At 71.1% G+C, this 21,056-nt stretch carries 18 protein-coding genes and 1 pseudogene; 8 read left to right on the top strand and 11 right to left on the bottom strand.

The features are described 5' to 3' along the window. Window positions 1-110 precede the first annotated feature (110 nt). Window positions 111-481, top strand: a pseudogene (locus ACP4IX_RS03045) (hydrolase); the annotation flags it as partial. Window positions 482-516: 35 nt separating this feature from the next. On the opposite strand, the gene ACP4IX_RS03040 reads toward ACP4IX_RS03045, so the two are convergent. Then, entirely contained in the window at window positions 517-1,572 is a 1,056-nt protein-coding gene (locus ACP4IX_RS03040) for a LacI family DNA-binding transcriptional regulator (RefSeq protein ID WP_426520160.1), read from the bottom strand. A 204-nt stretch (window positions 1,573-1,776) separates the two neighbouring features. On the opposite strand from ACP4IX_RS03040, the gene ACP4IX_RS03035 reads away from it, so the two are divergent. From ACP4IX_RS03035 to ACP4IX_RS03020, 4 genes are all read left to right on the top strand, one after another. Continuing rightward, window positions 1,777-3,150, top strand: coding sequence for an extracellular solute-binding protein (locus ACP4IX_RS03035; RefSeq protein WP_426554683.1), 1,374 nt, complete (start codon window positions 1,777-1,779; stop codon window positions 3,148-3,150). A gap of 21 nt (window positions 3,151-3,171) precedes the next feature. Next, entirely contained in the window at window positions 3,172-4,122 is a 951-nt protein-coding gene (locus ACP4IX_RS03030; protein ID WP_426554682.1) for a carbohydrate ABC transporter permease, read from the top strand. Between the two features lie 2 nt (window positions 4,123-4,124). After that, window positions 4,125-5,024: a carbohydrate ABC transporter permease gene (locus ACP4IX_RS03025; RefSeq protein WP_426554681.1), complete on the top strand. Its 900-nt coding sequence runs from the start codon at window positions 4,125-4,127 to the stop codon at window positions 5,022-5,024. Window positions 5,025-5,096: 72 nt separating this feature from the next. After that, window positions 5,097-6,920, top strand: coding sequence for a glycoside hydrolase family 2 protein (locus ACP4IX_RS03020; RefSeq protein ID WP_426554680.1), 1,824 nt, complete (start codon window positions 5,097-5,099; stop codon window positions 6,918-6,920). A gap of 52 nt (window positions 6,921-6,972) precedes the next feature. On the opposite strand, the gene ACP4IX_RS03015 is transcribed toward ACP4IX_RS03020, so the two are convergent. The 4 genes from ACP4IX_RS03015 to ACP4IX_RS03000 form a co-directional block, all read right to left on the bottom strand. Continuing rightward, window positions 6,973-7,911, bottom strand: coding sequence for a TauD/TfdA dioxygenase family protein (locus ACP4IX_RS03015; RefSeq protein ID WP_426554679.1), 939 nt, complete (start codon window positions 7,909-7,911; stop codon window positions 6,973-6,975). Between the two features lie 933 nt (window positions 7,912-8,844). After that, on the bottom strand, window positions 8,845-9,285 hold the full coding sequence (locus ACP4IX_RS03010; RefSeq protein ID WP_426520172.1) for a DUF2267 domain-containing protein: 441 nt from the start codon (window positions 9,283-9,285) through the stop codon (window positions 8,845-8,847). A gap of 70 nt (window positions 9,286-9,355) precedes the next feature. Next, window positions 9,356-9,784, bottom strand: a complete 429-nt coding sequence (locus ACP4IX_RS03005; RefSeq protein WP_426554678.1) for a DUF2267 domain-containing protein — start codon at window positions 9,782-9,784, stop codon at window positions 9,356-9,358. Window positions 9,785-9,900: 116 nt separating this feature from the next. Beyond that, complete coding sequence (locus tag ACP4IX_RS03000; protein WP_426520176.1) at window positions 9,901-10,338, bottom strand: Hsp20/alpha crystallin family protein; 438 nt, start codon at window positions 10,336-10,338, stop codon at window positions 9,901-9,903. Between the two features lie 128 nt (window positions 10,339-10,466). On the opposite strand from ACP4IX_RS03000, the gene ACP4IX_RS02995 reads away from it, so the two are divergent. Beyond that, window positions 10,467-11,111, top strand: a complete 645-nt coding sequence (locus ACP4IX_RS02995; RefSeq protein ID WP_426520178.1) for a type III effector protein — start codon at window positions 10,467-10,469, stop codon at window positions 11,109-11,111. Here the strand turns inward: ACP4IX_RS02995 and ACP4IX_RS02990 are convergent. From ACP4IX_RS02990 to ACP4IX_RS02965, 6 genes are all read right to left on the bottom strand, one after another. After that, a complete protein-coding gene (locus ACP4IX_RS02990) occupies window positions 11,092-11,925 on the bottom strand; it encodes a class II glutamine amidotransferase (protein WP_426520180.1) in 834 nt (277 codons plus the stop codon). The two genes, ACP4IX_RS02995 and ACP4IX_RS02990, sit on opposite strands and share 20 nt — an antisense overlap. 49 nt (window positions 11,926-11,974) lie before the next feature. Next, window positions 11,975-13,453 carry a glutamate-cysteine ligase family protein gene (locus ACP4IX_RS02985; protein WP_426520182.1) on the bottom strand — a complete coding sequence of 493 codons (1,479 nt, stop codon included), beginning with the start codon at window positions 13,451-13,453 and terminating at the stop codon, window positions 11,975-11,977. A gap of 150 nt (window positions 13,454-13,603) precedes the next feature. Then, on the bottom strand, window positions 13,604-14,101 hold the full coding sequence (locus ACP4IX_RS02980; RefSeq protein WP_426520184.1) for a peptidylprolyl isomerase: 498 nt from the start codon (window positions 14,099-14,101) through the stop codon (window positions 13,604-13,606). Between the two features lie 49 nt (window positions 14,102-14,150). Then, window positions 14,151-15,149 carry a type I glyceraldehyde-3-phosphate dehydrogenase gene (gene gap, locus ACP4IX_RS02975; protein WP_426554677.1) on the bottom strand — a complete coding sequence of 333 codons (999 nt, stop codon included), beginning with the start codon at window positions 15,147-15,149 and terminating at the stop codon, window positions 14,151-14,153. Between the two features lie 264 nt (window positions 15,150-15,413). Further along, window positions 15,414-16,370 carry a GlxA family transcriptional regulator gene (locus ACP4IX_RS02970; protein ID WP_426520187.1) on the bottom strand — a complete coding sequence of 319 codons (957 nt, stop codon included), beginning with the start codon at window positions 16,368-16,370 and terminating at the stop codon, window positions 15,414-15,416. A gap of 24 nt (window positions 16,371-16,394) precedes the next feature. Further along, window positions 16,395-17,267, bottom strand: a complete 873-nt coding sequence (locus ACP4IX_RS02965; RefSeq protein ID WP_426520189.1) for an SGNH/GDSL hydrolase family protein — start codon at window positions 17,265-17,267, stop codon at window positions 16,395-16,397. Window positions 17,268-17,780: 513 nt separating this feature from the next. Between ACP4IX_RS02965 and ACP4IX_RS02960 the strand changes: the two genes are divergently transcribed. Continuing rightward, window positions 17,781-18,368 (top strand): GNAT family N-acetyltransferase, encoded by a 588-nt coding sequence (locus ACP4IX_RS02960; protein ID WP_426520330.1) that lies wholly within the window; start codon window positions 17,781-17,783, stop codon window positions 18,366-18,368. Between the two features lie 364 nt (window positions 18,369-18,732). After that, window positions 18,733-20,634 carry a molecular chaperone HtpG gene (htpG, locus tag ACP4IX_RS02955; RefSeq protein ID WP_426554676.1) on the top strand — a complete coding sequence of 634 codons (1,902 nt, stop codon included), beginning with the start codon at window positions 18,733-18,735 and terminating at the stop codon, window positions 20,632-20,634. Window positions 20,635-21,056: the final 422 nt, after the last annotated feature.

Below are 21,056 nucleotides of genomic sequence, written 5' to 3'. Positions count from 1 at the left end.
AGAGTTCCGCAAAGCGGAAGCGGCTTTTCGATGAACAGAACGTAGTTTTCGCCGAACAGCACCGTCAAGAGGTCTGCGGCAAATGGAATACCATTTTTGGGCGGTTGGGCGACGGCCGTTCGAGCGGCCCCGGCGGCGTCACCTACAGCGGTGCCTGGAACTGCGGAACGGGCTGCGCCGCCCAGTGCTTCTGGAGCGACGGCCACTGGAGCGACCGGGCCGGTGCCACGGCAGCCTTCTCCATCACCGGTACTCGCATCGCCCTGCTCTCCGCCAAGGACACGGGCAACGGCTGCGCGGCGATCAGCGTCGACGGGGCCCCGAGCAGCGGGTGGGCTTCCACAACTCGATCCGCGTCGGCGAGGCGGTGCGGTACGTCAGCCCACGGCTCGCGCACGGCCGCCACACCCTGCGGGACCGGGGGACGGGAGAGCGCAACTCCCCGTCCGGGGCATCCTTCGTGAGCGCCGGCCGCGCCGAGGCCCCCATGAACTGGCCACCGGGCCGACCACCCCGTCAGGGCCGCTGGTGGCCTTCCGTGCTCTCCCTCAGGACGAGCCGGTGGGCCACGATGCGGTCCTGGGGCGACAGCACGCCGGACTCGCTGCCGGCACTCACGCCGTCCGGTGCCGTCGCTTCCTCGATGCGGCGCTGCAGCAGTTGTACGGCGGTCTTGGCCACCGCCGCCTTGTCGGGAGCCACCGTGCTCAGCGTGGGTACGGAGAACCGTCCGCCCTCCACGTCGTCGAAGCCGACGACGGCGACGTCCTCCGGCACCCTGGCCCCGTGCTCGTGCAGGGCACGCAACGCGCCCAGCGCCAGCTGGTCGTTGAGGCAGAGCAGCGCGTCGGGCCGGGCGCCGTCGCGCAGCGCCCGCGCCACGGCCCGGGCGCCGTCGGGCATCCTGAAGGAGTCGACCGGCAGCAGGGCGGCCGGATCGTAGGCGATGCCCGCCTCCGACAGGGCGGCGCGGTAGCCGCGCGTGCGGGCCTCGGCGGTTCCCAGGCCCGAGTCGTCGCGTCCACCGACGGCGAGGATGGTGCGGCGCCCGAGACCGATCAGGTGGGCGGTCGCCTCGCGTGCGGCACGCTCGTTGTCGATGGCCACGTGGTCGGCGCCCTCCTCCAGCAGCTCCCCGAGCAGCACGGTGGGCGGGGCGCCCACGCGATCGCGCAGGTCGGCGGCGGTCAGGGCGAGCGGACTCAGGATGATCCCGTCCACGAAGGTGGAGCCGAAACCGGCCAGCGCCGCCAGTTCGTGGGCGCGGTCCGCCCCGGACTGATGGATCAGGACGGTCAGGGAGCACTGCTCGGCCTCGCGGATGACGTGCCGGGCCAGCTCGGCGAAGTACGGGATGTCCAGTTCGGGCACGACCAGGGCGATGATGCCGGTGCGGCCCTTGCGCAGGTGACGGCCGGCCAGATTCACCCGGTACCCGAGCTGCTCGATGGCTTCGCGGACCACCTTCCTGGTCCGGTCGGACACATGGGCGTAGTCGTTGATGACATTGGACACCGTCTTCTCCGAAACGCCCGCATGACGTGCGACGTCCTTGATCCTGGGCCGTGCCACCGAGACCTCCCTGCCTCTCCCGCGGCTGCCGAGTCTATGTCCCGGCACCGCACGGATCCGATCGCAGGCCCGGCCTGACACCACGGCGCAACCCCGGTCGCGCCGTCACCACGGTCCAACCCCGTCCCCACCTCTTTACAGCCCATGTACATCGATGTAAAAAACAAGCCACCGCATGAGCGTCCGGCCGTCGAAAGGTCCGCGATGAGTTCCCGTTTGCCTGCCCACGGGGTGCCGGCGGCGTCCGACCCGGGACGCCGTCTCAGCCGCCGCCGGCTGCTGCGTCACACCATGACCGGAGCGGGAGCCCTGCTCGCCGCGGGCCCGCTGTCGGGCTGCGCCGCACCGGCCGCCGCCTCCGGGACGTCCACGCTGAGCGTCTGGGACCTGTTCCAGGGCGGCGACGGCATGCTGATGGACGACATGATCGACGCGGTGTCCAAGGGGTCCAAGGGGTCCGAGGGCTTCGACATCGACCGCACGATCCTGGACTGGGGCCCGTCCTACTACACCAAGCTCGCCATGTCGGCCGCCGGCGGCCGGGCCTCCGACGTGGCCGCCATGCATCTGTCCCGGCTGGCGGGCTACGCTCCCGGCGGCCTGGTGGATGCCTTCGATCTGGACCTGCTCGCCGAGTTCGGGGTCACGCGGAAGGACTTCGCGCCGGCGGTCTGGGAACGGACCCAGCACGACGGAACCGTCTACGCGATCCCGCTGGACGTCCACCCCTTCATCGTCTTCTACGACCAGGAGGCCGCGGAGTCCGCCGGGCTCCTGGACTCCTCGGGCGAGCTGGCTCCCATGGGTTCGCCGGAGGCCCTCCTGGACGCGGGCAAGGCCCTCGCCGAGGCGACCGGTCAGGCGGGCATCCTGTTCGGCCACGTCACCGACACGGCACAGAACTGGCGCCTGTTCGCCGGCCTCTACGCGCAGACCGGCGCCGAGTTCACCCTGCCGGACGGCGGTCCGCCCGAGATCGACGTCGACGCCGCCGTACGCGTCGTCACGTTCATGCAGCAGCTCTTCGACGGCCGCACGAACCCCAACAACCTGGACTACTACGGGTCGGTGGCCGGCTTCACCGGAGGACGCGGCGGCATGGCGATGCTGGGGGAGTGGGAACTGCCCACCCTCAAGGAGTCCGGCATACCGCTGGGCGCCGCGCCCTTCCCGCAGGTCTTCGACAAGCCGGCCGTCTACACCGACAGCCACAGCTTCGTCCTTCCGCACCAGAAGGACCCTGACCCGGCACGGCGACGCGAGGCCCACCGGTACGTGGCGGCGATACTCGAGCAGAGCCTCACCTGGGCGGGCGCCGGCCACATCCCCGCGTATCAGCCCGTGCTCGCGGAGCCCGCGTACGCGGCCCTGAAACCGCAGTCCTCCTACGCGGACGCCGCGAAGGTGGCGGTGCTCGACCCGCCCAACTGGTTCGCCGGCGCCGGGTCGAACTTCCAGAACCGCATGTGTCAGCCCCTCCAGTCGGCGCTGCTGGGCAACACGTCCGCCGAGAAGGCGGTACGTCAGATGGTCCGCGAGGCGGACGCGCTGCTGCGGCAGCCCAATCCGGTGGCCTGACCCGCAGAAGGAGTGAGCGACGTGACCACCACCGCACCCCTCGGCGCCGAGGCGCGGACCGACCCGCCCGAGGTCCGCGCGGGCGGCCGCCGACGCGCCGTCCTGCGCCGCCTGCGCCTCACCCCGGGCGCCGGGTTCGTCTTCGTCCTGCCGTTCCTGCTCCTCTTCGGTCTCTTCATGGTCTGGCCGATCGCGCAGGGACTCTGGATGAGCTTCACCGACACCTCGCTCGCCCTGCGCGACACGAGCTTCGTCGGCTTCGACAACTACACCGAGGCCCTCGGCGACCCCGACGTCTGGAGCAGCCTCGGCAACACGCTCTTCTTCACCGTCGTCTCCAGCGTGCCGCTGGTGCTCGTCCCGCTGGCGATGGCGCTGCTGGTGCACAGCGGGCTCGCCGGACAGTGGGCGTGGCGGCTGGCGTTCTTCGCCCCCTACCTGCTGCCCGTGACCGTGGTGACCCTCATCTGGACCTGGCTGTATCAGCCGGAACTGGGCTTCGGCAACCAACTCCTCGACACCCTCGGGATGGAACCCGTGGGCTGGTTGTCCGACGAGTCCGTCGCCATGTGGTCCGTCGCCGCCCTCACCGTCTGGTGGACGGTCGGCTTCAACTTCCTGCTCTACCTCGCGGCACTCCAGTCCCTGCCCTCGACCTTCGACGAGGCGGCGGCGCTCGACGGGGCCGGCGCGTGGCGGCGCCTGTGGTCCATCACGCTGCCGCAGTTGCGCAGGACGACCGCGCTGGTGGCCATGCTCCAGATCCTCGCGTCGCTCAAGGTGTTCGACCAGATCTACATCCTCACCAAGGGCGGCCCCGACGGCTCGACCCGCCCCGTCCTGGAGTACGTCTACGACGTCGGCTTCACCGGCTACCGGCTCGGCTACGCCTCCGCCATCTCCTACCTGTTCTTCGCGCTCGTCATCGTCGTCTCGCTCGTGCAGCTGCGCCTCTTCCGGCAGGAGGACTGACCGTGTCCGCCACCGCAACGACCCTCCGCCCGCGGCGCCGCCCGTCCCGCGAAGAGACCGGCGCGCCCCTGCTCCTCGGCCACGGCCGGCTGCCCCGCGTCCTGGCCGGCACGGCGCTGGCCGTCCTGGCGGCCGTCTGGCTGCTGCCGTTCCTGTGGGCGATCGCCACCTCGCTGCAGAGCGAGCAGGACGTCAACACCCCCGGCCTCTCCCCGTTCAAGGGAGCCTTCACGGCGGAGGCGTACCAGCAGATCCTCGAACGCGGGAACGTGACCGTCTGGGCCTTCAACAGCGTCCTGATCGCCGGACTGGTCACGCTGATCACCGTCGTGGTCTCCACCCTCGCGGCGTACGGCTTCTCGCGCGGCACGTTCCGCGGGCGCCGGGCGCTGCTCGCCGTCACCGTCGCGGCCATCATGGTCCCGCCGCAGCTGCTCGTCGTGCCGCTGTTCGAGCAGATGCTCCTGTTCGACCTGGTCGACACCTACGCGGCGGTCATCCTGCCCCAGGTCGTCGCCCCCATGATGGTGTTCATCCTCAAACGGTTCTTCGACGCCGTCCCCCGGGAACTGGAGGAGGCGGCCCGCATCGACGGCGCCTCCGAGTTCCGGGTCTTCCGGTCGGTCGTGCTGCCGCTCTCACGGCCGATCGTGGCCGCGGTGGCGATCTTCGTCTTCATCGGGGCGTGGAACAACTTCATGTGGCCGTTCATCGTCACCAACGACCCGGACCTGATGACCCTCCCGGTGGGCCTGGCCACCGTCAAGGACTCCTACGGCATCGTGTACGCGCAGTCCATGGCGTCCGCCCTGCTGGCGGCGCTGCCGCTGATCGTGGTCTTCCTCCTCTTCCAGCGCCGCATCGTCAACTCCGTGGCCACCACCGGCCTCGGCGGTTCCTGAACCACGCCCCCCCCCACAGCCGTACACACGGGTCCGGCGCCCGCGCCGGCCCACCGATCGACTGGAGCATGTGTGCCCACTCACTCCGCACCGCGCCCGGAGTACCCGCGACCGCAGTTCGTGCGCCGCGACTGGCTCAACCTGAACGGCGCCTGGCAGTTCGAGACCGACCGGGGGGACAGCGGACTGGAACGCGGTCTGCTCGACCGGGAACTGCGAGGCGAGATCCTCGTACCCTTCCCGCCCGAGTCCGAGCTGTCCGGCGTCGGGGACACCGACTTCCTGGAGGCCGTCTGGTACCGGCGCGTCCTCACCCTGCCGGCGGCGTGGGCCGGGCGCCACGTGCTGCTGCACTTCGGCGCCGTCGACTACGACACCACCGTGTGGGCCGACGGCAAGGAGGTCGCCCGGCACCGCGGCGGCTTCACCCCCTTCACCGCCGACCTCGGCGACGTCGCCGGGACCGGTCAGGAGGTCGTGGTCACCGTCCGCGCCCGCGACCCGAAGTCGGGCCCGCAGGCGCGCGGGAAGCAGGCCGTCAGGTACGCCAACCACGACTGCAACTACACCCGGGTGACCGGCATCTGGCAGACCGTCTGGCTGGAGCCCGTCCCGGAGGCGCACCTGCGCCGGCCCCGCATCACCCCCGACCTGGCCGGCTCCGCCTTCCACCTCGAACTGCCCCTGTCCGCCAACCGTCCCGGCCACCGGGTACGCGCCGTCCTCAGCGACGCCGACGGCGAGGTGTGCCGCGCCGAGGCCCGCGCCGACCTGGACCTGGCCCCACGCCTCCACCTGCCGGTACCGGAGGACCGGCGACGGGAGTGGAGTCCCGACGACCCCCACCTGTACGACCTGCGCCTCGAACTCCTCGACGCCGACGGGCAGGTGGTCGACGGCGCGGAGAGCTACGCCGGGCTGCGCGCCGTCGGCCTGCGCGGCAAGGCGGTCCTCCTCAACGGGCGGCCGCTCTTCCAGCGCCTCGTCCTCGACCAGGGCTGGTACCCGGACGGGCTGATGACCGCCCCGACCGACGAGGCACTGGTGAGGGACATCGAGCTGGCCATGGCGGCCGGCTTCAACGGTGCCCGGCTGCACCAGAAGGTCTTCGAGGAGCGCTTCCTGTACCACGCGGACCGCCTCGGCTACCTCGTCTGGGGCGAGTTCGGCGACTGGGGCTGCGAGACGGGCGGTTCCTCCGGCGACAACCAGCAGCCCGACGCCTCCTATGTCGGCCAGTGGCTGGAGGCCCTCGAACGGGACTACTCGCACCCCTCGGTCATCGGCTGGTGCCCGTTGAACGAGACCTACCAGAAGCTGCACGACCGGGTCACCCAGCTCGACGCCGTGACCCGCGCGATGTTCCTGGCCACCAAGGCCATGGACACCACCCGTCCGGTCATCGACGCCTCCGGCTACGCCCACCGGGTCGCCGAGACCGACATCTACGACTCCCACAGCTACGAGCAGGACCCGGCCGTCTTTCGGCAGCTGATGTCCGGCCTGGCCAAGGACGCTCCCTTCGTCAACGCCCACGAGAGCGGCACCCCGTACTCCCAGCCGTACCGCGGACAGCCGTACTTCGTCAGCGAGTTCGGCGGCATCTGGTGGGACCCCGAGGCGGCCGCCGACCGGTCCGGTGAGGACCGCACCGTCTCCTGGGGCTACGGGGAACGGGTCCGCGACGAGGACGAGTTCCACGAGCGGTTCCGCGGCCTGACCGGGGTACTGCTGGAGGACCGGGACATGTTCGGCTACTGCTACACCCAGCTGACGGACGTCTTCCAGGAGCAGAACGGCATCTACCGGTTCGACCGCGGCGTGAAACTCGACGTCGCACGCATCCGTGCCGCACAGCTGCGCCCGGCCGCGATCGAGGAAGAGGACCCGGCCTAGCCGAACCCCGGGCCGGAGGCGGACCGCCGTCTCCGGCCCGGGCGCGCGCCGGTCAGAAGGGACGGTCGCCCTCGATGGCGACGCGCTCGGCGACGCGGCGTGCGGAGCCGTAGTCGCCCACGGCGTAGTGCTGCGTGGCGCGGTTGTCCCAGAAGGCGATGTCGCCGGGCTGCCAGCGGAAACGCACCTGGTACTCGGGGACATGCGCCTGCTGGAACAGGAAGCGCAGCAGCCGGTCGCTCTCGTCACGCTCCATGCCGGTGATGTGGGTGGTGAACGAGGCGTTGACGAACAGCATGCGCCGGCCGGTCTCGGGGTGGGTGCGCACCACGGGGTGTTCCACCGGAGGGAAGAGCTCCTGGTGCGGGATCAGCCGCTCGGGTCCGTAGAACCTGGCGAAGCCGGGGATGAAGTCGTGCACGGCCCGGGCGCCGTCGACGCGGTCCTTCACCTCCTGGGGGAGGTTGTCGTAGGCGGCCGCCATGTCCGCCCACATCGTGTCCCCGCCGAACGGCGGGACCTCACGCAGCTGGAGGACCGCGCCGAGCGCGGGCCGCTCGCGGAAGGTGACGTCGGTGTGCCAGACGTTCTCGTACGTCGGGGTGGCTCCGTCGGCCTTGTCGAAGCGCACGACGTCCTCGCTGGAGCCGGCGGCGAGCAGGGGATTGGTCTCCAGCTCGCCCCAGTTGCCCGCGAAGTCGCGCTGCTGGTCGGAGGTGAGGTGCTGGGCGCGGAAGAAGAGCACCTTCCACTCCAGCAGGGCACGGTTCAGCTGCTCGCGCAGGGCGGGGGAGAGCGGGCGCGAGAGGTCGACGCCCCTGATCTCGGCGCCGATGGTGCGCGCCTGCGGAACGACCTCGAACAGTTCGTAGGGCCGCTCCTCCCATCCCTCGGGCAGCCGGCGCAGCACGCGCCGTCCCTCGTACATACCGTCCCCCGGGATGCGGGCTTCACGCAGGCCGGCGGTCGGACCGGCGGTCGTGACGGTCATGGAGTCCTCCCCTTCACATGCAATGGTGGTCTGACCAGGCCCCGGCGGCGGCTCGGCAGCGCATCGGCCTACGGCGGTACGGCGACATGGCGGGATGTCGCCTGTCGACAGCCGTGGCAGCCGTGGGAGATGACGTGGTGCGGCCGTGCCGGATGTCCTGGGAAATGGACGTGCTCCGGAACGTCTCCGGTAAGAAGACCGATTCGTTCTGTATGCGGCGCGGATCGAGCCTTCGGCTCAGAGACAGCCGGCTATCGGCCGGAGCGCTCACATCCGGTTCGATCGGGCACGCGCAGAGGCTCCGCCGTCGTCTCGAACCGGTATCGGGTCATGGCCCGATTGTGTGATCTTCCAGGGGCTCTGTCAACGGGCGCGTGGTGTTCGGAGACATGCCTCACTGTTCCGATCAGGACGGGCTCGCGCCAGACGGGCGCCACGGCCGCGTCGCGTCGGTGTTTCCCAGGAGGCGGGTCCGGGACAGGAGTCCGGCGCAGGGGCGGCCACGGGGGCCCCGCTGTGCGCGGACCCTCACGAACAGGAACGTTCGATGGTGCCCGTGGGGGCGACGTCGCCGCGGGCTGTCGAGCCGGGGGAGTGCGGCCCAACCGGACCGAGGCCACGGCGCCGTGTCCGGCAGGCCGGACCGTGGGCCCGCACGGCGTTCACCGGCGGCGACACCGTGCCGGCCGTCCAGCAGGCGTCCGCCCGGGTGACCGCCGGCCAGGCCTTGCGAAGCCCGGCTCCTCGGGGTCCGGTACCGGCAGACGGCCGGGGTGCTGACACCGCCGTCCGGGCCCGCCCGCGCTGGGGCACCGCGGTTGCCCCGGACGGCCGCTGCCCGCGCCGTGCGCCGCTGCCTGCTCCACGCGACGCGCGGCGAGGGCCCGTTCCGCCGTCCCGTTCCGGGCGCGGCCCGGGCTCGCCACACGGACGTCAGGCGGCCTGGGTGAGTTCCGCGCGCCCGAAGAGGATCGCGTACCCGGAGGGGAGCCGGTCGAGGATGCGGTCCAGCAGGGCCGGCCCCGCGAGGTGGGCGACGACGCCCAGCACGGAGCCGACGTCCCAGCGTGTGGTGGCGAGGCTGCCACCGGTGCGGGCGGCGAGGTCCCGGACGAAGGCCCAGCCGGTCAGCGAGTCCGTCATCGGGATCTCGGAGGCGAAGATCCGGGCGGCTTCGCGGGGGAGCCGGGCCGCGAGTTCGACGCGCTCCTCACCGGTGACGCGGCGCCCGAGGGCGGCGAGGACGGCGGAGACGACTTCCTCGGCCCGCTCGCGGGTGGGGTACGCGCCGTTGTAGCGGACCTGCTCCAGCATCTGGCCGAACGACATGGCCGGCTCGGTGCTGAGGGTCGCCGGGGCCGTCTTGGACTGCATCGGTGAAGACGCCTTTCTCGTTCATGGGATTGTTCGACGGGGTGGCCGGCGGCCGGCGGACACGGTCGTGTCAGTCACCGGACGCGCGGGCCGTTCTCGGGGCCGTGGTGTCCTGCGGGCGGCCCATGAGCAGGTCGTATCCGGGCGGGAGCTGAAGCAGGATGCGACGGGTCAGCTCCTCGCCCGCCGCGTCGGCGGTCACGCTGAGCACGGCGCCGACGTCCCAGGCCGCGGTCTGTTCGGTGGCCCCCTCGATCCACGCCGCGGTGGCCCGCACGAACCGCTCGGGGGAGAGGGGTTCGGCGGCCTGGAGCGGGTTGAGGAGGATCAGGGCGAAGGTCTCCGGGAGCCGGCCGGCCAGCTCGGCCCGTACCTCACCCACCAGGTGCGCGCCGAGCAGCGCCAGCACGGTGCGCGCTGCACGCTCCGCCTCGGTGCGGGTCGGGTACTCGCCGCGGTCCTGCACATGGTCGAGGAACACTTCCCACCGCATGGCCATCGGGGTCCTCCTTGCCTGGCGTTCCGTGCCGACGTGCCGACGTGCCGGCGCAGGGGCGGAGGGCGGGAGCCGCCGTGGGCGGTTCCGCCCTCCGCCACCGGGAGGGCGGCTCCGCCTCAGCCCGGGATCTCCCTGCGGTCCGGGCCGGTGCCGATCGAGATCTTGCGCGGTTTGGCCCGCTCGGCGATCGGGACGCGCAGCGTGAGGACGCCCGCGTCGTAGTCGGCACTGATGTGCTCGGTGTCGAGGGTGTCGGCCAGCATCACCTGACGGGAGAAGACACCCAGGGGTCGTTCCGACAGTTCCATCTGGACGTCTTCGCCCTTGGTGACGGGACGGCGTTCGGCCCGGACGGTCAGCATGTTCCGTTCGACGTCGATGTCGATCGCGTCCGGGTCGACACCCGGCAGGTCGAGGGCGATCACGTACGCGTCGCCCTCGCGGTAGGCGTCCATGGGCATCGCCGTAGGCCGCGACCAGGTGCCGGACGCGTTGCCGAACAGTTGCTGGGCGACCCGGTCGAACTCACGGAACGGGTCGGTGCGCATCAGCATCGGGAAACACCTCCACTTCGGGCAGAACCGCTCATGCGCTGCTTCCTGCTTTTCTTGTAGCATGTCATCGAAAGGATGACAAGTGACGGCGTCATCCGTCAGGTGACATGATCGAACGGAGGTGACCCATGACCGCAGACGAGCGGGAAGCCGGCGCCCGGCCCGCGTCCTTCCCCGCCGCCGAGGCGGCGCTGGCAGCCATCGACGAGGCCGTGCGCACCGCCCAGGCACCGCAGCCCCCGGCACAGCCCGGTTCACCGGTCAGTTCCGACCAGGCCCTGGCCGCGCTGCTGCTCCTGCGCGAAGTGCGCGACCAGCTCGCGGGATGGGAGACGGGACTGATCGAAACCGCCCGCGAGGTGGGCGCGAGCTGGTCCGACCTCGCCCACCCCCTCGGTGTCGCCAGCCGGCAGGCCGCCGAACGGCGTTACCTGCGCCTGCGCCCCGGAGCTCCCGGCACCACCGGCGAACAACGCGTCCGGGCCACCCGGGACCGCCGCGCCGCCGACCGCGCCGTCACCACCTGGGCCCGTGGCAACGCCGCCGACCTCCGCCAGCTCGCGGGCCAGATCACCGCCCTGGCCAACCTCCCGGCCGAGGCCCGCACGCCGCTCGTACGGGCGCTGGGCCAGGACGACGCCGCCGGGCTCGTCGGCCCGCTGAGCGGCGCCCGCCCTCATCTCGCCGCTCACCATCCCGAGCTCGCCGCCCGCGTCGACAGCCTCGCCGACCACGCCGACCGGCTCCGCCGCGTCAGACCGCCAGCGGAGTGAAGGGCAGCATGGCGTCTCCTTCGGCCTGGACGACGCCGTAGCTGCTCTCGGGCACCTCGTTCCAGACGCCGGGCAGATCGCCCAGGGGTTCCGAGACGATGAGGCGGGTGTCGTCGGATGCCTCCCGGAGGAAGGGCAGGTCGGGATGGAGCGCCCGCAGGCTCTCCACGCGTGAGCTGTAGAAGAGGGACCGTGAGGCGCCCTGACTGGAGTAGCGGAAGGCCCACAGCCGCTGCCCGTCGGTCACGGCGACCGTCATCTGCAGCGGGTACTGGACGCCGTGCTCGTGGCCGATCTCCTCCACCAGCCCCGCCATCCGCGCCACGGCCGCCGGGGGATCGTCCTCCAGGCCGAACGTGAGGGACAGGAAGAACATCATCTCCGAGTCCGTCGATCCCTCGATGTCGAGGAACAGCCGCGGATCGACGGCCAGGGCGAGGTCGCGCCGGACGCGGTGGAACTCGGCGATCGCGCCGTTGTGCATCCACATCCAGCGGCCGTGGCGGAACGGGTGGCAGTTGGTCTGCTGCACCGCGCTGCCCGTCGACGCCCGGATGTGCGCGAAGAACAGCGGGGAGCGGACATGGCTCGCGATCTCCCGGAGGTTGCGGTTGCTCCACGCCGGACCGATCTCCCGGACGATCGCGGGCGTCGTCATCTCCGGACCGAACCATCCGACGCCGAACCCGTCCCCGTTCGTCGTCTCGACGCCCATCCGGGCGTGCAGGCTCTGGTCGATCAGTGAGTGCTGCGGCTGGTAGAGGATGCTCTCCAGCAGCACGGGCGTTCCCGAGTAGGCAAGCCATCGGCACATCGTCTGCCGCCTCCCTGGTCCTGGCGCGTGCCGCGCGGGGTGCCGGCCCTCAGTCGACCGGCCAGGTGTGGACCGGGGCGTTGAGATGCATGTAGTCCATGTACTGCCGGGTCATCCGGCGCAGCGCCTCGTGGCGGCCCGGACGGGCATCGGCGTCGATGCGGTGGAACATCTCCTTCTGCCAGACCGCGCCGTTGCGCCCGGTGACGCACCGCTGCTCGATGATGCCGAGCAGCGGCTCCCGCCAGGCCGAGTCCATGCCGGAGAGCTCCAGTCCCCGGTGCGCCAGCGGCAGCAGCCGCCGCAGGACGAGCTCGGGTACGGTCACCTCGCCCATTCCCGGCCAGTACAGCCGTGCCTCGATGCCGTGCCGGGCCGCGGTGTGCAGGTTGTCCTCGGCGACCGAGAAGGACATCCGCGACCACACCGGCCGTTCCTCCTCCACCAGGGCGCGGGTGAGCCCGTAGTAGAAAGCGCCGTTGGCGAGCGTGTCGGCGACGGTCGGACCGGCGGGCAGCACGCGGTTCTCCACCCGGACGTGCGGTGTGTCGTGGGCGACGGCGTAGACGGGCCGGTTCCACCGGTAGATGGTGCCGTTGTGCAGGGTGAGTTCGCCCAGTTCGGGGATGTCACCGCGGTCCAGTGTCTCCACGGGGCTCTGCTCGTCGCACAGGGGCAGCAGGGCCGGGAAATAGCGCAGGTTCTCCTCGAAGAGGTCGAAGACGCTGTTGATCCAGCGCTCCCCGAACCACACCCGGGGCCGCACTCCCTGGGCCTTGATCTCCTGCGGCCGGGTGTCGGTGGCCTGCTCGAACAGCGGGATGCGGCTCTCGTGCCAGAGTTCCTTGCCGAGCAGGAAGGGCGAGTTGGCCGCGAGGGCGACCTGGACGCCGGCGATGGCCTGTGCAGCGTTCCAGTAGTCGGCGAACTCGTCGGGGGACACCTGGAGGTGGAACTGCGTGCTGGTGCAGGCGGCCTCCGGCGTGATGGTGTCGGCGTAGGTCCGCAGGCGGTCGACGCCGTCCACCTCGATGTGCAGGTCCTCGCCGCGGGCGGCGAACACCTGGTCGTTGAGCAGACGGTAGCGGGGGTTCTCCGAGAGCGCGGCCTCGCCCACGTCCGACTGGCGCAGCGTGGGCAGGATGCCGACCATGATCAGATGGGCGCCGATCGACTTCGCCCGGTCCTCCGCGTGGTTCAGGGCGGCGCGGATCTCGGTCTCCCAGGCGTCGGGGCCGCCCGCCGTCAGCCGGCGCGGCGGGATGTTGATCTCCAGGTTGAACCGGCCCAGCTCGGTGGACCAGGCGGGGTCCGCGATCGCTTCGAGCGCGTCACTGTTGCACATCGCCGGCTCGGCCTCGTCGTCGACCAGGTTCAGCTCGATCTCCAGGCCCACCTGGGGGCGCTCGGTCTCGAACCGGGACTCGCGCAGCATCTGCGCGAAGGCCTCGAGGCACTCCTGCATCTTGCTCCGGTACCGGCGGCGGTCCTCGCGGGTGAAGACCAGCGCCGGGACGTCCCGTCCCATCGGCCCTCCCGGTGTTGCCCTTCTCGGACGCCTCTCCACCCCAGCGTCGCATCACCTGGCGCCCCTCACCAGGCGGGGACGGGGCGGGGGCCCACCGCACCGTGTGCGATGGGCCCCCGTCGGTTCAGGTCCTCGTGCGGCCGGTCAGCCTCAGAGCTTGCCGGACTCCCGCACCGTGATCTTCGCGGAGGTGCGGCCCGACGGGGAGGAGCCGTAGCCCTCGACCTTGTCGACCACGTCCGTGCCCTCGACGACCTTGCCGAAGACGACGTGCTTGCCGTCCAGCCAGGGGGTGGGGACGGTGGTGATGAAGAACTGCGAGCCGTTGGTGTTCGGACCGGCGTTCGCCATCGAGAGCAGGTACGGGCCGGTGTGCTTCAGCTGGAAGTTCTCGTCCGCGAACTTCTCGCCGTAGATGCTCTTGCCGCCGGTGCCGTTGCCGTTGGTGAAGTCACCGCCCTGCAGCATGAACTGCGGGATCACGCGGTGGAACGGGGAACCCGCGTAGCCGAAGCCGTGCTCGCCGGTGGCCAGCTCGATGAAGTTCTTGGCGGTCTTGGGCGTGACGTCCTCGAAGAGTTCGAAGACGATGCGGCCCGCATCCTGGCCGTCGATGTCGATGTCGAAGTAAACCTTGGAATTGCTCATCGCACCATTGTGACGTGTGAGCCCCGGTGATGTCGCACCGGCCGTCCTTTCAGCGTGTGGCGAGCAGTCCGAGCGTGTCGATGACCCGGTTCGAGAAGCCCCACTCGTTGTCGTACCAGGCGACCACCTTGACGTGGCGGCCGTCGACGCGGGTCAGGGCCGAGTCGAAGATCGACGAGGCCGGGTTGCCCGTGATGTCCGAGGAGACCAGCGGGTCCTCCGAGTATTCGAGTACGCCGGCGAGCGGCCCCTCGGCGGCGGCGCGGTACGCGGCCAGCACGTCGTCGCGCGACACGTCACGGGCGACGGTCGTGTTGAGTTCGACGATGGAACCCACCGGTACCGGCACACGGATGGAGTCGCCCGACAGCTTGCCGTCGAGGTTCGGCAGCACCAGGCCGATCGCCTTGGCGGCGCCCGTCGTGGTGGGCACGATGTTGACCCCGGCGGCGCGGGCACGGCGGGGGTCGCGGTGCGGACCGTCCTGCAGGTTCTGCTCCTGCGTGTAGGCGTGCACCGTGGTCATGAAGCCGTGCTCGATGCCGGCGAGCTCGTCGAGCACCGCGGCCAGCGGCGCGAGCGCGTTGGTCGTGCAGGACGCGTTCGAGACGATCGTGTGCGCGGCCGGGTCGTACGCGTCGGTGTTGACGCCGAAAGCGAGGGTGACGTCGGCTCCGTCCGACGGCGCGCTGACCAGGACCTTCCTGGCGCCCGCGGCGAGGTGGGCGCGGGCGGCGTCGGCCGAGGTGAAGCGGCCGGTGGCCTCCAGCACGAGGTCGACGCCGAGCTCGGCCCAGGGCAGCCGCGCCGGCTCCCGCTCGGCGAGCACCTTGATGCGGCGGCCGTCGACGACGAGGGTGTCCCCGTCGACGGTCACCGGGCGGCCGAGCCGGCCGGCCGTCGAGTCGTAGGCCAGCAGCCGTGCGAGGGTGGCGGGCTCCGTGAGGTCGTTCACCGCGACGACCTCGAGCTTGGTGTCGCGTTCGAGCAGTGCGCGCAGCACGTTGCGCCCGATGCGGCCGAATCCGTTGATGCCGATGCGAGTCATGAGAAGTGCCCTTCCGGTTCGCCTTGCGGGTCCGCCACCAGGCTGGCGTGCGGCGTCCGCTCGTGGCAGCGGCGTGAGTGCCACGGTCCGCAAGGATCGCGCCAAGCGGCCCGCGCCGCGCGGCACGCCACGCGTGGAGCAGGTCCCGAGCGTGGTGCGTCGTGCCCGGGCGTCGTGCGTCGAGCAGGCCCCGAGCGTGGTGCGTCGGGCCCGAGCCCGAGCGCCATGTGCCGAGCCCGAGGGCCGGAGACAGCGCCGGTGGAGTCACCCGCCCTGGGCGAAGGTGCGCCGGTACTCGCTCGGTGTGGTGCCCAGGATGCGCTGGAAGTGCAGCCGCAGATTGGCACCGGTCCCGAGACCGACGTCGGCGGCGATCTGCTCGACGCTCCGTTCCGAGCGTTCGAGCAGCTCACGGGCCATGTCGATGCGGGCGCGCATGACCCACTGCATCGGTGTGTACCCGGTGTCCTCGACGAAGCGCCGGGAGAAGGTGCGCGCGGACACCGCCGCGTGCCGGGCGAGCGTGTCCAGGGTGAGCGGTTCCCCGAGGCGGCGCAGCGCCCACTCGCGGGTGGCGGCGAACCGCTCGCCCAGCGGCTCCGGCACACTGCGCGGCACGTACTGTGCCTGGCCGCCGCTGCGGTAGGGGGCCGCGACCAGACGCCGGGCCGCGTGGTTCGACGCGGCCACCCCGAGGTCGCCGCGCAGAACGTGCAGGCACAGGTCGATGCCCGAAGCGGCGCCTGCGGACGTCAGCACGCTGCCCTCGTCCACGAACAGCACGTTCTCGTCGACCCGCACCCGAGGATGCTTCGCCGCGAGCGCCCGCGTGTAGTGCCAGTGCGTCGTGGCGCGCCTGCCGTCGAGCAGGCCGGTGGCGGCGAGCGCGAAGGCGCCCGTGGAGATGGCGGCGAGCCGCGCGCCCCCGTCGTGGGCTGCCGTCAGCGCGTCGACGACGGTCCGCGGCGGGTCGTCGAGGTCGGGAGACCGGTAACCGGGGAGGAAGACCACGTCGGCCCACGCCAGCGCGTCGAGGCCGTGGGCGACGTGGTACGAGAGGCCGTCGCCGCCGGTCACGAGGCCGGGCGCCGCGCCGCACACCCGCACCTCGTACGGCATGCTCGCGCGCGTCGTGAACACCTGCGCCGGGATGCCGACATCGAGCGGTTTCGCACCGTCGAGCACAAGGACGGCGACACGGCGCAGGCGGGAGGGCGGCACGGGGGACAGCGTACGGGGCGCGGGTCAGCTCAGGCCGAGGACCTTCATGGTGTGCTCGGCCATGCGCCGCTCGCCGAGGGCGTTGGGGTGGACGGGGACGAGGCTGCGACCGAACAGGAGTGGTTCGATCCACCGGGTGCCGACGGCCTGGCAGGCGTCGTGGCCCTCGGACGCCTGTGAGAAGTCCACATAGGTGGCCCCGGTCTCCTCCGCAGCGCGCTCGACGACGGCGTTCAGGTGCGCCTGGATGCCCCGCAGGTAGGGCACGTCACCGGCGGCGATCGGCAGCTTCGCGAAGCAGGACGGGTCGGCGGCGGCCGGCGTGATCCACGGGTAACCCAGGGCTGCCACACGGGCCTCGGGAGCCTTGGCGCGGACGCTGCGCAGCGCGTTCTTGAGGGCCGGATAGGTGTTGGCCTCGATCTGGTCGGCGAAGGACGTGCCGTGTCTGTCCTTGCAGGGGCTGCCCTTCCCGCCGCTGAGGACGCCCGCGGAGCCGCAGGCCGTGATGGCGTTGATGAACGTGTTGTTGTCGTTGCCGCCGATGGTCAGTGTGACCAGGTCCGTGTCGGCGCTGAGCGCGTTCACCTGGGGAGCGACGCCCGGGTACTGGGCCCGCGTGAAATGAGCGGTCTGGGCGGCGCCGCAGGTGACGTCCTTCAGGCGGGCGCCCGTGGTGGCCGCGATGACGTGGGGATAGTTCGCCGTGGAGCGCAGGCAGAGCAGATGGGTGGGATCGACGGGCAGGACGCCCGAGCCGGCACTGTAACTGTCGCCGAGGGCGACGTAGTCCAAGGAGGGCGTGGCGTGCGCGGTGGCGTCGGTGAGACCGAGGGCCAGCGTGCCGACCGCGGCAATTGTCGCGGTCATGACACGGCGCAGAGCATGCTTCGGCATCTGCTCTCTCTTCTCGAGATGTGGGCGCGGGAGTCGTGCGGGCGTGCGGCCGCTGGTTACCGACCGGTTCTACTTTTAAGTAATCTGCACACACCCTGACTTGCAGTCAACGTTGTTGACAGGACTTCTTGCAGTGGGGTGCCGAGAGTCGATCGATTCTCGATCGGTTCCGATCGGGAATCGATACATGCGTCGGTTTTCATCGCCTTGCTCCGGACCGGCGCAGCCACAGGGCTCCTGGCCGGTTGCTTCGGGCAGCTCCGACGGCGGCTTCAGCCGTGTCCGCCGTCCGGTCCGCCTCCGGCGCGGCGGGACGTACCGGCCGCGTCCGAGGTCCGGAACAGCCGGGCGGCGGTGCCCGGTTCCCTGGACGTCCACCTCCCCGACCGGTACGGAAAGGCGTTGCCCGCCGACGGGACATGGGGTGAGGATGTGCCGACCAAGCATGATCGCCACCGGCACGGGGTGCTCCCGCCCCCGGACCGCTCCTGGAGGAACGCCTTGCCCGACTCCATGCCCCAGGTACGCCCCGCGACGCAGGAGGACCTGCCCGCAGCCGTACGGACGCTGGCCCGCGCCTTCGCGGACTACCCCTTCACCAGGCACGTGGTCGCGGCCGACGACCACCAGGACCGGGTGCGCCGCTTCCAGGAGCTGTTCCTGGCGCGGGTCGCGATGGCGTACGGCCGTGCCTGGGTCACCGACGACGGCCGTGCCGTCGCCGCCTGGACGACGCCGGAGCGGGACCCGGGGCCCGCCTTCGCCGAGGTCGGGACCCTGGTCGCCGAGCTCGCGGGAGACCGGGCGGCGGCCCTGGAGTCCGCCGAGCGCGCGCTGGATCCGTACCGCCCGAACGACCCGGTGTGGTTCCTCGCCACCGTGGGGGTGGACCCGGGCGCCCAGGGCACCGGTCTGGGCACCGCGGTTCTCCGGCCCGGCCTCGAGGCGGCCGAGCGTGCGGGGTACCCGGCCTTCCTGGAGACCTCGGACGCGGGCAACGTACGGTTCTACGAACGCCTCGGCTTCGAGGTGACGGCCGAGGTGAGCCTGCCGGATGACGGTCCCCCGACCTGGTGCATGCTCCGCAGGCCCGGCCGCTGACCGAGCGAACGGCACCCGGAGCCGGTGCGGCCCCTGTTCGCGGCCCGGGGAGATCTCCTCGCCTGCCCGGCGGCGAGGGGGAGGCCGCGTCCGGCCTGAGGCCGCGGGCGACGGAGACGGCCATGGCCCGACTGGACGCGGAGGGACTCCTCGGCACGGGCTGAGACCGCCGCTCGGTCGTCGTCCACGTCGAAGCCGTGCCGCCCGGCACGGGCAACGACGAGCGGGCGCAGCGGCTCAACCCGCCCGAGGTACTGGGGGACTGACTGGAGGACGCCTGAGCGGCGCGTACGGGAACGCGTGCTGTTCTAAAGTGACTTCCACCAGTTCAGACAACCGCGGACCTGTGAGGTACTCACCAGCCATGCCGACCGAAACGTTTGAGTTCCAGGTCGAGGCACGTCAGCTCCTGCAGCTGATGATTCACTCCGTCTACTCGAACAAGGACGTCTTTCTTCGCGAGCTCGTCTCCAACGCCTCCGACGCGCTGGACAAGCTGCGCCTCGCCGCCCTGCGGGACGACGCTCCCGACGTCGACGTGACCGACCTGCACATCGAGCTCGAGGCCGACAAGGAGGCCCGCACCCTCACCGTGCGGGACAACGGCATCGGAATGTCGTACGACGAGGTCACGCACCTCATCGGCACCATCGCCAACTCGGGCACGGCCAAGTTCCTGCAGGAGCTGCGCGAGGCCAAGGACGCCGCGGGGGCCGACGGGCTCATCGGCCAGTTCGGCGTCGGCTTCTACTCCGGCTTCATGGTGGCGGACGAGGTCACCCTGGTGACCCGGCGCGCCGGCGAGACCCAGGGCACCCGCTGGACGTCGCGCGGAGAGGGCACGTACACCCTGGAGACGGTCGACGAGGCGCCGCAGGGGACCTCCGTCACCCTCCACCTCAAGCCGGTGGACTCCGAGAACCAGCTCCACGACTACACCTCCGCCTGGAAGATCAAGGAGATCGTCAAGCGCTACTCGGACTTCATCACCTGGCCGATCCGCCTCCTGCCGGAGCGGGGCGACGACGACGCCGAGGCCCGCGAGGCCGAGACGCTCAACTCGATGAAGGCCCTGTGGGCACGCCCGCGCGACGAGGTGTCCGAAGACGAGTACCACGAGCTGTACAAGCACATCTCCCACGACTGGCGCGAACCGCTGGAGACGATCCGGCTGCAGGCGGAGGGCACCTTCGAGTACCAGGCCCTGCTCTTCGTGCCCTCGCACGCCCCGCACGACCTGTTCACCCAGGGCTACCAGCGCGGCGTACAGCTGTATGTGAAGCGCGTCTTCATCATGGACGACTGCGAGGAACTGCTCCCGCCCTATCTCCGTTTCGTCAAGGGCGTCGTCGACGCGCAGGACCTCTCGCTGAACGTCTCCCGTGAGATCCTCCAGCAGGACCGCCACATCCGCATGATCCAGCGCCGCCTGACCAAGAAGGTCCTGGCCACGGTCAAGGACCTGATGGGATCCGCGCCGGACCGCTACGCCACCTTCTGGCGGGAGTTCGGCGCCGTCCTGAAGGAAGGACTGGTCACCGACTCCGACAACCGGGACGCGATCCTCGCCGCCTCCTCGTTCGCGAGCACGCACGACGCCGACGAGCCGACCACGCTGAAGGCCTACGTGGAGCGGATGAAGGACGGCCAGGACGCCGTCTACTTCATGACGGGCGAGTCCCGGCAGGCCATCGAGAACTCCCCGCACATGGAGGCGTTCCGGGCCAAGGGCGTCGAGGTCCTGCTGCTCACCGACGCCGTGGACGAGGTGTGGGCCGACGCGGTGGGGGAGTACGACGGCAAGCCGCTGCGCTCGGTGGCCAAGGGCGAGATCGACCTCGCCGGTACCGAGGACGAGAAGACCGACGCCGAGAAGGACAAGCAGGGCGAGGAGTACGCCGGCCTGCTCGGCTGGATGACGGAGCACCTGGGCGAGGACGTCAAGGAGGTCCGCCTCTCCTCCCGCCTCACGGTCTCGCCGGCCTGTGTCGTCTCCGACGCGCACGAGCTCACGCCCGCGCTGGAGAACATGTACCGGGCCATGGGCCAGGAGGTCCCCCACGCCAAGCGGATCCTCGAACTCAACCCGGAGCACCAGCTGGTGAAGTCCCTGAACCGGGCCTACACCCAGCAGGAGGACCGGACGGAGCTCACCGAGACCGCCGAACTTCTCCACACCCTGGCGGTACTCGCCGAGGGCGGCCGGCCGCAGGATCCCGCCCGGTTCGTGAAGCTGATGGCGGATCGTCTGGAGCGGACCCTGTAACCACGTCGGCCGACGTCCGGCCGAGCCGCACGCGTCCCGGAGCCCCGCGAGACCGGCGCGTCCGGGAAACGGGGCGGCGGCAGGGGCCCGCCGGGCCGAGTCGATGACCGAGCGCGCGCCGTCGCGGAGACCGCACGGCGCGCGTCCGGCACCCGAACGCCTCACAGGGCTCCTGCCGTGCGGGCTCCCTGGGTCGCACCGCCGCTCGGGCTCCGCCTCGGGCCGCCTCGGCATCGCCCTTCGCGGCTGTCCGGCCGGCCGGGCACACGGACGCTGCCCAGCATCCCCGATCCGCTGGACCAAGGTGATCGCCCGCCGCGGCGGCCTCGGCCCGGAGGCTGACACCACGTACACCGAACCCGGTCGACGGCGTCACGCAGGACGTGGGCGCGGTCGGCGCACACCGTGCACAGGATCAGCGC

Source organism: Streptomyces sp. WG5 (assembly GCF_049974565.1).
Lineage (GTDB): Bacteria > Actinomycetota > Actinomycetes > Streptomycetales > Streptomycetaceae > Streptomyces.
Note: the sequence above shows the minus strand (reverse complement) of the source record. Positions and strands in the feature narration are given on the sequence as shown.